We start from the raw sequence: 12,092 nt of genomic DNA on the forward strand, positions 1-12,092 counted from the left end.
TCCTACAGGTACTGCATAAGGCCTGAAGGCAATGCTATCCCTGTGGGAGCGGGTTCACCCGCGAAAAGGCCGGCACAGGCTATCAACAGAATCTGCTGATAAACTCTGCCCAGCCATAACTGCCTGGACTAGCCCCCATGCTCCATGAGTTGTTCAGCGTCTACCTGAAAATGCTCGTGCTCTACAGCCCGTTCTTCGTGCTGTCGTGCTTCATCAGCCTGACCCGCGGTCACTCCAGCAAGGAGCGCAAGCAGCTGGCCTGGAAGGTGGCGTTCGCCGCGCTCATCGCCAGTGTTCTGCTGTACCTGTTCGGGCGGGCGATTTTCGGCATTTTCGGCATCACCGCCGACGCCTTCCGCATCGGCGCCGGCAGCGTGCTGTTCATCTCGGCACTGGGCATGGCCCAAGGCAAGTCCGCGGTACAGGCCGACAATGTGCAGCAGGATGTCACCATCGTGCCGCTGACCATCCCCCTGACCGTCGGCCCGGGCACCATCGGTGCACTGTTGGTGATGGGCGTCGGCCACCCGCACTGGGACGACAAGCTGCTGGCCATCATCAGCATCGCCCTGGCCAGCTTCACCGTCGGCCTGGTGCTGTACCTCTCGCACCGAATCGAGCGCATTCTCGGCGACCAGGGCCTGCAGATCGTCAGCCGGCTGATGGGCCTGTTCGTCTGCGCCCTGGCAGCGCAGATCATCTTCACCGGCATCAAAGGCTACCTGGCACCCTAGAGGCCGTAATCCAGAATGCGCTGCAAGGAAACCTGCACGACGCGGTCCTGCACCTTGGGCAAAAAGCTGTGTTCGAATGCCAGGAGGTTGAAGCGTACCAACTCCGCACGCACGTTCCGGTGGCTGCGCTTGTGGCTGATAAAGCCCGCACTGAACGCCGAGCGCGCGTCCATTTCATGGTAAAGCACCATATCAACCCGGTTGACGCCGGCCGGCGCACAGGGCAGTAACTGGAAATGCTGCCGTTCGTAGGCACGCCGCTCCAGCTCCCGCAAAGGCGCCGGGTTGGCCAACAGTTTGTGCATGGAAATACTGATTACCGAAGCAAAGTGCTCACCAGCGGTTGCGGCAATGGTCTCCAGCACCTGGTCAGCTTGCCTGGCACGCTGCTTGTCTGGCCAATGCACCTGCTCGGCAGAAACAGCGTCCCAGCCCATGTACTTGAGCTGGTTGCGGTAGTAGGCAAACCAGTCCTCGACCAGCCCTTCCCTGTACGCCGCCTCGGTGGAACGCTCGGCCATCGCCAGGGCCAGTTTCACCTTGTCCCTGTGCCCCGCAGAAATACCCGGCAGGAACGAAACGATCCCCGCGCCGATCACGGCAGATGTGGCCTCACTCATGATCTGCTCCTGTTGACAGTGCGTAGGGGTCGAACCGGTAATCTCCTTGGGCATCCTTGGTTTTCATCAACGCCTGCAGTTCCTCACGCTGGTGTTGGAAGCGCCCGTTATCCAGCACCAGAGAAAGCCCATTGAACTCGGCTTCACCCTGAAGCAGCTGCTCGCGCAGCAATATGTCCAGCGAGATGCCCGAGATCGGCTTGTCTATCTGCAGCGTGATGCTGCAAAGGTCGAGCGCCGGCCCCGGTTTGAGCAGGCCAAGCTCGATCACCAACTGCGAACGCTGCACCTGGTCCTGCACACTGAACTTCAGCAAGTGGCGAAAACCTGCAGCTGATCGGTTCAGGCCCGCCTTTACAGCCCCCAGCACGGCCTCGTGGCGAATCGAGCGTATTTTCAGCCATGCCTCAAGTGGCTGAACCTGCGCGTTGCGCACGGGTTGCCCCAACTGTTTTAGGTCATGCGTGCTGGCCAGCTTGATCCAGCCCAGTTGGCGGTATGCATCTCGGTAGGCAGCGTACCAGCCTTCGTAGTTTTCAAAGCGAGACCCAGCGTTCTTGTTGGCCAACAACTGTGCGTAAAGTATCGAGTCAAAGGCGGCCTGACGTTGAATCTGGCCGGTACCCGCGGGATACAGTAATGCCGTTCCGCCAATCAACATCAGTTTTTCAACTGTTCTATCCATTGCGTTGCCTCGTCACGAAGAACCGAACAAGGCGGCGTTGCGACAACGCCGCCCTGCAATCAGATGTCGTACTGGAGAACGTTCTCGACACTGCGCACGCCGAGTTTGTTTTCCACGGTTTCGCGGACTTTGTCGTAGACGAAGGTATTGAGCGTGAGCACTGCGGTGCCGGCGTAGTAGTGGGTCTTGTCCAGCTTCCACTGGATGCCCAGCACGTCGTCGTCCAGTTGCGGCGCACTGGCCTGGATGCAGCTCACCACCATCACCACATCGTTGTTTTCGGTTTCGATACAGGCGGCCAGGCCGACCATGCCCCTGGCCTTGTTCTTGCGCTTGTGGTCGAGCACCTTGGCGTCATTCTCGACGGTGGTCAGTTTGTCGAAAGCGGTTTTGGCCAGGTCACCCAGCACCGTGCCACCCAGCATGGCATTACCAGCAGCCCCTATCGCGCGGATAGCGATAGCGCCTATGGTGACAGACAGCTCAGCCGAGGTTTCCAGCTCGAAGCTGCGACGCGGGATGGTAAAGCCGAGATCACGCATGACATCGACGAATTTGTCGTACCACTGCCTGCTCTGCTTTTCGGCGTCGAAGGCTTTGTCGGCCACCAGCGTGGCAAAGTGGAAGGCGTTCTTCACATCGTGACGGCTTTGTGCAGACATGCCCGCGCCACAGGCCAGCAGGTTGCCTTCGACCAGGATGGCGGAATCGTTTGTGGTGGTGACTTGTGTTGCTTCGGACATCTGGAAACTCCTTGGTGGTTGCCCCTCGAATCAGGGGTAACCACCTTAGCCAGCGCGCCCACGACACAGCGCGCTGAAGGGTTTCCGGTGCAACTAGTTGGCCGACGGGTACCAACGCGGCGTGTAGGCCCACACCCCGCCCGACAGACGAGGAAACACGCAGGTTGTAGAGGAGCCCACCAGTACCATGGTGCGCATGTCGACCATTTCCGGCAGCAGCTCGGCCAAAGTGACGACCTTCAGCGTCTGCCCCGGCCTACCGATATCGCGGCCAAGGACTACAGGCGTGTTCCCGTCACGGTGCCGACGCACCACTTCCAGCGCCACGCCGAGCTGATGCGGCCTGGACTTGGAAATCGGGTTGTAGAACGCCAGCACCAGGTCGGCCTGGGCCGCCAGGTCCAAGCGCTTTTCAATGATCGACCAGGGTTTGAGGTTGTCCGACAGCGACATCACGCAGAAGTCATGACCCAGCGGCGCGCCCGCCTGGGCGGCCGTCGCGAGCGAGGCCGACACCCCCGGCAGGATCTCGAGATCCACCCGGTGCCAGGCCGGGTCAGTGGACTCGTGCAGCGCTTCAAGTACCGCAGCCGCCATGGCGAACACACCCGGGTCACCCGACGACACCACCACCACCGAACGGCCCTGGGCCGCCAGTTCGAAGGCATGCCGGGCACGCTGCATCTCTTCACGGTTGTCGGTGCAGTGCAGCACCTGGTCGTCACGGAACGGGCCGGCCATGCGCACGTAGGTTTCGTAACCGAGCACATCCTCGGCCCGCGCCAGTTCAGCCTTGACCGCCGGCACCATCAGTTCGGCAGCCCCCGGCCCCAGGCCGATGACCGCCAGGCGACCGCGACGACGGCCAACCTGCGCCACCTCGACCGGGGCTGGCGCCACCGCGATGACCACATCTGCCACCTCGATCAGTTGCGCAGCGGGCAATGCCGCAGCAACCATGCCGGCCAAATCATGCGCCTTGGCGGCAAAGCGCAAGGCAACACCCAGGGCCTGTGCCGCTTCGTGCAGGGCGCTATCGGCCATGGCTTGCTCGTCGGCCAGCAGGCAGGCCACTGCAGGCTCGGCGATGCCGGCCTGCTGCAATGCCGCACGAATACTGGCCAGACTACCACCAGCAACACCCACTACCACCGAACGTGGGTGGATCAGCAGTTCGTCACGGCTGGCCGGACGCGCCTGGTGCCCCACATGGATGGTACGCCGGGCCGCGTCACTGGCAGGCAATTGCGCCTGCTGCAGCCACGGCGCGTCACCTTCGATGCGCACCGTCTCGCCAGCCAGCAGGTCGGAGACGAAGCGCTTGCCTTGCTCGATATCCGCCAGGGCATAGCCCTGCGGCGGGTTCAGTAGGCAGGTGCCGAAACGCAATTCGCCACTGGTGGTGATGGCCGCAGCAACGCCCAATGCTTCGGCGATTTCGCGCGCCATCACGTTCACACCGCCAAGGCCACCAAGCAACGGCACTACGGCACTGCCGTCTTCGGCCACGGCCAGTACCGGTGGCTCGACACCTTTCTCGCTGAGCAGGCTGGCCAGGCTGCGGATGACGATACCCGCGGCGCACAGGGCGATGATCGGCGTGTCCTGCTGGTACAGCCCACGCAGGGTATCGCCGAACGCGGTGTAATAAAGGTCGGCACCCTCGACCCGGCCTTCCAGGCCATGGATCGATGCCTGTGGATAACACTGCTGGATACGCTGCGCCGTGGTCAGGCTGCCCTGGCCAAGGATGACGATCGCCGGTGCCCGGTGCATGTTCAGCCCTGCCATTTTTCACCCGGCACGATGATCAGCGAGAAGTACGGCGACGACTGCGGGTCGACCTGGTCCAGCGGCACGATCTTCTGGTTGGCCATGGTCGCCCGCTCCACATACAGCGCGCGCCCGTCCAGGCCCAGTTCGGCCAGCACTTCGCGCACCTTGGGGAAGTTGCGGCCAAGCTTCATGATCACTGCCGCATCGGCGTCGGCCAGGCGACGCTTGAGCTCTTCGGCCGGCAACACGCCAGACAGCACCGACAGGCTCTGGTTGCGGTACACCAGCGGCGCGCCCAGTACCGAGGCGCCACCAAGCATCGAGCAGACGCCGGGGATCACTTCGGCCTCGTAGCGCTGCGCCAGGCGGTCGTGCAGGTACATGTAGGAGCCGTAGAAGAACGGGTCGCCTTCGCAGATCACTGCCACGTCGCGGCCGGCATCCAGATGCTCGGCCACCTGCACGCTGGCCTCGTCGTAGAAGTCGCTGATCACCTGTTCATAGGACAGCGGCGCCGGCAGGGCTTCGGTGGTTACCGGGTAGACCAGCGGCAGCAAGGTCTGCTCGGGCTGCAAGTGCGCCTCGATGATGCCGAAGGCATTGCCACGCTTGCCCTTGGCCACGAAGTAGCCGACCACCGGCGCTTCACGCAGCAGGCGCAGGGCCTTGAGGGTAATCAGTTCAGGGTCGCCAGGGCCCACGCCCAGGCCCAGCAGACGTCCACGCGGCGCCATCATTCCACCTCCGTGGCCAGGGCGTTGACCGCGGCGGCGGCCATCGCACTGCCGCCCAGGCGGCCCTGCATGATCACGAACGGCACGCCACGGCTGTCGGCAGCGAGCATCGCCTTGGACTCGGCGGCACCGACGAAACCGACCGGGAAGCCGAGGATCAGTGCCGGTTTGGGCGCACCGGCGTCGAGCATTTCCAGCAGGTAGAACAGCGCGGTAGGCGCGTTGCCAATCACCACCACACTGCCTTCCAGGTGCGGTCGCCACAGCTCCAGGGCCACGGCAGAACGGGTGTTGCCGGCGTCTTTCGCCAGGCCCGGTACGCTCGGGTCGCGCAGGGTGCAGATGACCTTGTTATCGGCCGGCAGGCGGGCGCGAGTGATGCCTTCGGCGACCATGTGCGCATCGCACAGGATCGGCGCGCCGTTCAGCAGCGCCTCGCGCCCGGCCCGGCCGGCGCCTTCGGAGAACTGCAGGCCATCGATGGCGTCGACCATGCCACAGGCGTGGATCACGCGCACGGCGAGCTTTTCGAGGTCTGCGGGTATCCGCTCGAGTCGGGCTTCCTCGCGGATGATCCGGAAGGAGTTGCGATAGATCTCCTGACCATCGCGGATGTAGTCAATCATCAAGGTGCTCCGTCGGCAGGTCGAGCATGGCGCCTGCTTCATTCAAGGTAAGGTCGGTGGCGCGCAGGGCGCCGAAGCCCGGCAGGCGCGCATCACGCAGGTACAGGTCGTAACGGCCCGGCGCGCGGGCCAGCAGGGTGGCCGGGGCAACATGGGCCACGGCGCAGGATCGGGGGCAACCGGACAAGTGCACGCTGCCGGGCACGCCTGGGCCGAGCAGCGCAGCCAGGGTGACGGCATCGGCCTTGGTCTCGCCCAAGGCCTTGGCACAACCGCTGGCGCCGGTGCAGGCGCTGATGCGTGCCAGTGGCTCACGGTCGTGGCAGAGCAGGCCCAGCGCGGACAATTCGGCCTGGGTGTGGTCGACGTGTTGCGCTTGCAGGTTGGTCAGCACCAGGCTTTGCCAGGGGCTCAGGCGCAGGCTGCCATCGCCCCGTTCACGGGCAATACGCGCGGCGCCACGCAGCATGGCCGGGGTCAGGCGACCCTGCGGCGGAGCAACGCCCAAGGCCAGACCCTGCGCCTGGGGCAGCACGCCCAGCCACGAGACGTTGTGCGATTCACGTCGCCATGCGAGCACGGCGGCGTCGCGGCGGATGGCCAGGCCGAGCCCGTCGATGAAATCGGTTGTCGAACACACCTCGAGCAACTGGCGCATGCGCGACTGTACCGGGGTGGCCAGATCGAGGAAACGCTCAAGCACCGCACGCACCAGTGCCAGGCCTTGTTCCGCCGGCACCGCGCCGAGCACCTGGCCGTCTGCCGGGCAACCCGCCAGGCCAAACGCCAGCCAGGTCTGCTGCTCCAGGCGCAGGGCCGACAGCCACAGGTCATGGGGGTGTTCGAGCATGGTCAGGTTTTCGCCGGCATCCAGCTGCACGGCGAACTTGGCCGACAACTGGTGAAAACGCGGGGTGCCTTCCAGCAGGTCGAGGATCTGCCCGGCCAGCGGCCGAGCGTCAAGCAGCATCGCCGGGTCATGCCCGGCCAGTGGGCTGAGCATCAGGTTGCGCACATCGTCACCGGCGGCATCACGTGGCCCCAGGCCGGCAGCGAGCAGTGTCTCGACCAGGGCGCGATGCTCGCTGCCAATGCCGCGAATCTGCAGGTTGCCGCGGTTGGTGGCCTCGATCACGCCACCGGCGAAACGCTCGGCTGCCGCCGCCACCGCATCGGCCTGGTCGGCCAGCAACAGGCCACCCGGCAGCTTGATGCGGCAGATACCGCCATCACGGGCACCGACGATGCGCCATAACCCCGGGCAGGCCGAGGGACGGGGCGATACATGGGGGGCATGGGCCTGGTTCAAAGGGGCGTCCGGCAATCTGTGAAAATGCGCTTGAGTGTAGAAGGCGCGGTATTATGCCTGCTTTGTCCGGCGGCATGAAAAGCCGGTGGTCGAGCATCCTCGGCGATCGAATAGAAATTCAGGACCGCGCCGCCTTCTTCGCGGGCTCGCCCGCTCCCACAGGATCACCGCTACCCGCAACGGCTGCGCTGTACCTGTGGGAGCGGGCGAGCCCGCGAAGGGGCGCACAGCGGCCCCAAAAATGGCGGAACGAATACATGGCACCCTGGCTGACAGTAGTAGGTATCGGCGAAGACGGCTTCAGCGGCCTGGGCAAGCAGGCCCGGCGCGCGTTGCTGGGCGCTGCGCGGATCTTCGGCAGCCCGCGCCAGCTGGCCTTGCTGCCACGCTGCGTGGCCGGCGAACGGCTGAGCTGGCCAAGCCCGTTCTCCCTGGCCCCGCTACTGGCCCTGCGCGGCGAGCCGGTGTGCGTGCTGGCCAGCGGTGACCCGATGTTCTACGGCGTCGGCGCCAGCCTGGCGCGCCAATTGCCCGCCGCGGAAATGCGCGTGTTGTCGATGCCCTCCTCCTGCGCCCTGGCCGCCGCCCGCCTGGGCTGGCCGCTGCAGGACGTGCAAGTGGTATCGCTGGTCGCTCGGCCCCTGGCTGCGCTCAATGCCCACCTGCACAGCGGCGTGCGCCTGCTGGTGCTGAGCAACGACGGCGATAGCCCGGCAGCAATTGCCACGCTGCTGCGCGAGCGGGGCTTCGGGCCAAGTCGCCTGCGGGTCTTCGAGCACTTGGGTGGCGTGGACGAACGTGAATTGGCCGGCACCGCACAGGACTGGCCGCACAACGACGTCGCCGCGCTCAACCTGGTGGCCATCGAGTGCCTGGCCGCAGCCGACGCCCCGCGCCTGCACCGGCTGGCCGGGTTACCGGACAGCGCCTTCCGGCATGACGGCCAGCTGACCAAACGCGATGTCCGCGCCATCACCTTGGCGCGCCTGGCACCACAGCCCGGCGAGCTGCTGTGGGATGTGGGCGCCGGCTGCGGTTCGATCGGCATCGAATGGATGCGTGCCCACCCGGCATGCCGCGCCCTGGCCATCGAGGCTGACGAAGGCCGCCAGGGCTTCATCGAACACAACCGCGATGCGCTGGGTGTACCCGGCCTGCAACTGGTCCGCGGCAAGGCACCGGCGGCGCTGGAAGGCTTGGAGCAACCGGATGCGATCTTCATCGGTGGCGGCGTCACCCGCGAAGGTGTACTCGACCTGTGCTGGGCAAACCTGCGCCCCGGCGGCCGGCTGGTAGCCAACGCCGTGACCCTGCAAAGCGAACTGGCCCTGGCGCATTTCCGTGAACGCCACGACGGCGAGCTGACCCGCATCCACATCGCCCATGCCCAGCCATTGGGCGCGTTCGACACTTGGCGCCAGGCGCTGCCGATCACCTTGCTGGACGTGGTGAAACCCGCCGATGCGTGAAGAAACCCGCGAACAACCCGCCCCCCTGCGCAGCGGCCTGACCACCGGCAGCTGCGCCACCGCCACCAGCCTGGCAGCAGCACGCTTGCTGCTGGGCGGCGAGAGCAGCGACGCCGTCAGCATCACCCTGCCCAAGGGCAAGGTGGTACAGATGCGCCTGGAGTTCTGCCGCCTCACCAGCAAAGGCGCCGAAGCGGGCACGCTCAAGGACGCCGGCGACGACCCGGATGTGACCCACGGCGCCCTGCTCTATAGCCAGGTGCGCCTGCTGGCCGAACCGGGCATCCGCTTTGTCGCCGGCACCGGCGTCGGCACCGTGACCCGCCCGGGGCTGGTGCTGGCGGTGGGTGAGCCGGCCATCAACCCGGTGCCACGGCGCATGATCAGCGAACACCTGCAACGCCTGGCGGACGAATGCGGCTACCTCGGCGGCTTCGAGGTCACGGTCAATGTACAGGGCGGCGAGCAACTGGCGTTGAAGACCATGAACCCGCGCCTGGGCATCCTTGGCGGGCTGTCGATCCTCGGCACCAGTGGCATCGTGCGGCCGTTTTCCTGCGCGGCCTACATCGCCTCGATCCACCAGGGCATCGACGTCGCCCACACCAACGGCTACACGCACATCGCCGCGTGCACCGGCAACGCCAGCGAGGACACCATGCGCCGGGTCTACGGCCTGCCGGAAATCGCCCTGATCGAAATGGGCGACTTCGTCGGTGCGGTGCTCAAGCACCTGCGCAAGGTGCCGGTGCCACGCCTGACCTTGTGCGGCGGCTTCGGCAAGATCAGCAAGCTGGCCGCCGGGCACATGGACCTGCACAGCCGTCACTCCAGCATCGACTTGCCGCAACTGGCCGGCTGGGCTGCGGACATCGGCGCCGACGAGGTGCTGCAGGCCGCGATCATTACTGCCAACACCAGCCAGCAGGCCCTGGCACTGGCCCATACAGCCGGCATCCCCCTGGGTGACGCGGTGTGCGCCCACGCCCTGGCCTTCGCCCGCAGCGTGGTGCCGGCGCAGGTGCAGGTGGAGGTGTTCGCCATCGACCGCCAGGGTGGCATCGTCGGCCGGGCGGGTGTGCAATGAACGGGCGCATCCTGCTGCTTGGCGGCGTCACTGAAGCCCTGGCCATCGCTTGCCGCCTTGGCCCACAGCACATCTACAGCCTGGCGGGCATCGGCCGGGTGCCGCAGGACCTGCAATGCCAGGTTCGGGTCGGTGGCTTTGGCGGCGCCGAGGGCCTGGCCAACTACCTGCATGAGGCGGGCATCACGTTGCTGATCGATGCCACCCATCCCTATGCCGCACAGATCAGCCGCAATGCCGCCAGCGCCGCACGCATTGCCGGCATTCCGTGCTGGGCCTTGCGCCGCCCGGCCTGGCAGGCACAAGCGGGGGACGACTGGCGCGAGGTCGAGGACTGGGCAGGGTTGATCGAGGCGCTCAAGCCGTTTCGCAGGCCATTGTTCACGCTGGGGCGTGAGCCGCTGCAACATCTGGAGGAGATACCGCCGGAGCAGTTCTGGACCTTGCGTGCGCTGGAGGCATGCCCTGGTAATGATCGCTGTGAAGTGATTGGCGCGCGCGGGCCATTCCATATTGAAGATGAACGTGCGTTGTTCCAGCGCCGCAGGATCGATGTGCTGATCAGCAAGAACAGCGGCAGCGTGGCGACCGAACCGAAGCTGGAGGTGGCGCGGGAGCTGGGGATACCTGTGCTGATCCTGAAGCGGCCGGCTTTGCCGGATGTGGACCGGGCATTCGACTCACTGCCTGATCTGGCTGCGGCGCTCGACCTGCGCGGATAACAAATTCCGTAAGCGCACCGCAGATCCCTGTGGGAGCGGGTTTACCCGCGAAGAAATCAACGCGGTGCATGGCACCGGCTTCGCCGGTGTTCGCGGGTGAACCCGCTCCCACAGTTGGCGCGGCAACGTTCATACATTTGCGGACGACAATTGCTCCTACAGCCCTTTCGGACTTTTCTTTCAAACCATGAAGTGGCCCTGTGCCGCCCTGCTACCTTAAACTCGGAACCTCCCCCCCGGAAGGCTACACATATGGAAATGCAATGGTGGATCTGGCTGGTGTTCGGCATCGCACTGATCCTGCTCGAACTGGTCCTGCCGACGTTCTTCATCCTCTGGTTCGGCATCGGTGCCGTGCTGGTGTCGCTCATTTCCCTGGTCGCCCCCAGCCTGCAACTGGACATGCAGGTGCTGCTGTGGGTGCTGCTGTCGTCAGTCACCACGGCGCTGTGGTTCAAGCTGTTCCGGCGCAAGCAACCAGACGTGCGCTGGACCGCCGACAGCGTGATCGGCGAAGTGGGGCTGCTGACCGCTGGCGTTTCGGAGTTCCAGAAAGGCCGCGTGCGCTTCCAGAAGCCGATCCTCGGCAACGAAGAATGGACCTGCATCGCCAACAGCGAGATCGCGGCCGGCGAGCGGGTACGCCTGACCGCCATCGAAGGGAACACCGCCCGGGTCATCCGGGCCTGAATCCGCACTAAAAGGAATTGCGCATCATGACCAGCCTCATCGTTGTCGTCGCCATCGCCCTGTTCGTCCTGATCACCGTGTTCAAGGGGGTGCGCATCGTGCCCCAGGGCGAGGAATGGGTCGTCGAGCGCCTGGGCCGCTACCAAAGCACGCTCAAGCCCGGCCTGAACATCGTCATCCCGTACATGGACATGGTCGCCTACCGCCTGCCGACCAAGGACATCATCCTTGATGTGCAGCAGCAGGAAATCATCACCAGGGACAACGCGGTGATCGTCGCCAACGCGCTGTGCTTCGCCAAGGTGGTCGACCCGCAGAAGGCCTCCTATGGCGTGCAGGACTTCTCGTTCGCCGTCACCAGCCTGACCATGACCTCGCTGCGCGCCATCGTCGGTGCCATGGACCTGGACGAAGCACTGTCCAGCCGCGAGCAGATCAAGGCGCGCCTGCGCGAAGCGATGTCCGAGCAGACCGAAGACTGGGGTGTGACCGTACGCTCGGTGGAAATCCAGGACATCAAGCCTTCGGAGAACATGCAACTGGCCATGGAGCGCCAGGCGGCCGCCGAGCGTGAGCGAAAGGCCGACGTGACCCGCGCCGAAGGGGCCAAGCAGGCGGCGATCCTCGAGGCAGAAGCACGCTTGCAGGCGGCCAGGCTGGATGCCGAGGCACAGATCAGCCTGGCCGAAGCCTCGGCGCGGGCGATTTCGCTGGTCAAGGACGCGGTCGGCAACGAGACCGTGCCGGCGATGTACCTGCTGGGCGAGCGTTATGTGGGAGCGATGGAGAACCTGGCGGGCAGCAGCAATGCCAAGGTGGTGGTGTTGCCGGCGGACCTGCAGGAGACAGTGCGCGGGCTGATGGGCCGCAACAAGGCTTGAGATTGATTTAGCCCTC

At 65.2% G+C, this 12,092-nt stretch carries 13 protein-coding genes; 6 read left to right on the forward strand and 7 right to left on the reverse strand.

The window, feature by feature from the left end:
- Positions 1-137 precede the first annotated feature (137 nt).
- Positions 138-734, forward strand: a complete 597-nt coding sequence (locus A4C63_RS05730) for a MarC family protein (RefSeq protein WP_063911869.1) — start codon at positions 138-140, stop codon at positions 732-734.
- Here A4C63_RS05730 and A4C63_RS05735 read toward each other — a convergent pair.
- The 7 genes from A4C63_RS05735 to cobG form a co-directional block, all read right to left on the reverse strand.
- Positions 731-1,354 carry a hypothetical protein gene (locus A4C63_RS05735; RefSeq protein ID WP_063911870.1) on the reverse strand — a complete coding sequence of 208 codons (624 nt, stop codon included), beginning with the start codon at positions 1,352-1,354 and terminating at the stop codon, positions 731-733. The genes A4C63_RS05730 and A4C63_RS05735 overlap by 4 nt on opposite strands.
- Positions 1,347-2,039: a hypothetical protein gene (locus tag A4C63_RS05740; RefSeq protein ID WP_172827486.1), complete on the reverse strand. Its 693-nt coding sequence runs from the start codon at positions 2,037-2,039 to the stop codon at positions 1,347-1,349. Before A4C63_RS05740 ends, A4C63_RS05735 begins: the two co-directional genes overlap by 8 nt.
- Positions 2,040-2,098: 59 nt before the next feature.
- Complete coding sequence (locus tag A4C63_RS05745; RefSeq protein ID WP_063911871.1) at positions 2,099-2,782, reverse strand: hypothetical protein; 684 nt, start codon at positions 2,780-2,782, stop codon at positions 2,099-2,101.
- Between the two features lie 93 nt (positions 2,783-2,875).
- Positions 2,876-4,558 carry a precorrin-3B C(17)-methyltransferase gene (gene cobJ / locus A4C63_RS05750; protein ID WP_063911872.1) on the reverse strand — a complete coding sequence of 561 codons (1,683 nt, stop codon included), beginning with the start codon at positions 4,556-4,558 and terminating at the stop codon, positions 2,876-2,878.
- A gap of 2 nt (positions 4,559-4,560) precedes the next feature.
- The gene (locus A4C63_RS05755; RefSeq protein WP_016712210.1) at positions 4,561-5,295 is read right to left on the reverse strand and encodes a precorrin-2 C(20)-methyltransferase; all 735 of its coding nucleotides are present in this window, start codon (positions 5,293-5,295) and stop codon (positions 4,561-4,563) included.
- Positions 5,292-5,918, reverse strand: coding sequence for a precorrin-8X methylmutase (locus A4C63_RS05760; protein WP_003257545.1), 627 nt, complete (start codon positions 5,916-5,918; stop codon positions 5,292-5,294). The genes A4C63_RS05755 and A4C63_RS05760 overlap by 4 nt, the downstream gene beginning before the upstream one ends.
- Entirely contained in the window at positions 5,911-7,242 is a 1,332-nt protein-coding gene (cobG, locus tag A4C63_RS05765) for a precorrin-3B synthase (RefSeq protein ID WP_172827487.1), read from the reverse strand. Before cobG ends, A4C63_RS05760 begins: the two co-directional genes overlap by 8 nt.
- Before the next feature lie 242 nt (positions 7,243-7,484).
- Between cobG and A4C63_RS05770 the strand changes: the two genes are divergently transcribed.
- The 5 genes from A4C63_RS05770 to A4C63_RS05790 all read left to right on the forward strand — a co-directional run bounded on the left by A4C63_RS05770 (position 7,485) and on the right by A4C63_RS05790 (position 12,076).
- On the forward strand, positions 7,485-8,696 hold the full coding sequence (locus tag A4C63_RS05770) for a bifunctional cobalt-precorrin-7 (C(5))-methyltransferase/cobalt-precorrin-6B (C(15))-methyltransferase (protein WP_063911874.1): 1,212 nt from the start codon (positions 7,485-7,487) through the stop codon (positions 8,694-8,696).
- Entirely contained in the window at positions 8,689-9,783 is a 1,095-nt protein-coding gene (locus A4C63_RS05775; protein ID WP_063911875.1) for a cobalt-precorrin-5B (C(1))-methyltransferase, read from the forward strand. Before A4C63_RS05770 ends, A4C63_RS05775 begins: the two co-directional genes overlap by 8 nt.
- Complete coding sequence (locus A4C63_RS05780; RefSeq protein ID WP_063911876.1) at positions 9,780-10,505, forward strand: cobalt-precorrin-6A reductase; 726 nt, start codon at positions 9,780-9,782, stop codon at positions 10,503-10,505. Before A4C63_RS05775 ends, A4C63_RS05780 begins: the two co-directional genes overlap by 4 nt.
- 252 nt (positions 10,506-10,757) lie before the next feature.
- Positions 10,758-11,195 (forward strand): NfeD family protein, encoded by a 438-nt coding sequence (locus A4C63_RS05785; RefSeq protein WP_063911877.1) that lies wholly within the window; start codon positions 10,758-10,760, stop codon positions 11,193-11,195.
- 26 nt (positions 11,196-11,221) lie between these two features.
- Entirely contained in the window at positions 11,222-12,076 is an 855-nt protein-coding gene (locus A4C63_RS05790) for an SPFH domain-containing protein (RefSeq protein ID WP_063911878.1), read from the forward strand.
- The last annotated feature ends 16 nt before the right edge of the window (positions 12,077-12,092 follow it).

The organism is Pseudomonas sp. p21, assembly GCF_001642705.1.
In the GTDB taxonomy this organism is placed as follows: Bacteria; Pseudomonadota; Gammaproteobacteria; order Pseudomonadales; family Pseudomonadaceae; genus Aquipseudomonas.

Coding starts and splice junctions, on each gene's coding strand:
- A4C63_RS05730 (WP_063911869.1), top strand. CDS start 138: ATGCTCCATGAGTTGTTCAGCGTCTACCTGAAAATGCTCGTGCTCTAC.
- A4C63_RS05735 (WP_063911870.1), bottom strand. CDS start 1,354: ATGAGTGAGGCCACATCTGCCGTGATCGGCGCGGGGATCGTTTCGTTC.
- A4C63_RS05740 (WP_172827486.1), bottom strand. CDS start 2,039: ATGGATAGAACAGTTGAAAAACTGATGTTGATTGGCGGAACGGCATTA.
- A4C63_RS05745 (WP_063911871.1), bottom strand. CDS start 2,782: ATGTCCGAAGCAACACAAGTCACCACCACAAACGATTCCGCCATCCTG.
- cobJ (WP_063911872.1), bottom strand. CDS start 4,558: ATGCACCGGGCACCGGCGATCGTCATCCTTGGCCAGGGCAGCCTGACC.
- A4C63_RS05755 (WP_016712210.1), bottom strand. CDS start 5,295: ATGATGGCGCCGCGTGGACGTCTGCTGGGCCTGGGCGTGGGCCCTGGC.
- A4C63_RS05760 (WP_003257545.1), bottom strand. CDS start 5,918: ATGATTGACTACATCCGCGATGGTCAGGAGATCTATCGCAACTCCTTC.
- A4C63_RS05770 (WP_063911874.1), top strand. CDS start 7,485: ATGGCACCCTGGCTGACAGTAGTAGGTATCGGCGAAGACGGCTTCAGC.
- A4C63_RS05775 (WP_063911875.1), top strand. CDS start 8,689: ATGCGTGAAGAAACCCGCGAACAACCCGCCCCCCTGCGCAGCGGCCTG.
- A4C63_RS05780 (WP_063911876.1), top strand. CDS start 9,780: ATGAACGGGCGCATCCTGCTGCTTGGCGGCGTCACTGAAGCCCTGGCC.
- A4C63_RS05785 (WP_063911877.1), top strand. CDS start 10,758: ATGGAAATGCAATGGTGGATCTGGCTGGTGTTCGGCATCGCACTGATC.
- A4C63_RS05790 (WP_063911878.1), top strand. CDS start 11,222: ATGACCAGCCTCATCGTTGTCGTCGCCATCGCCCTGTTCGTCCTGATC.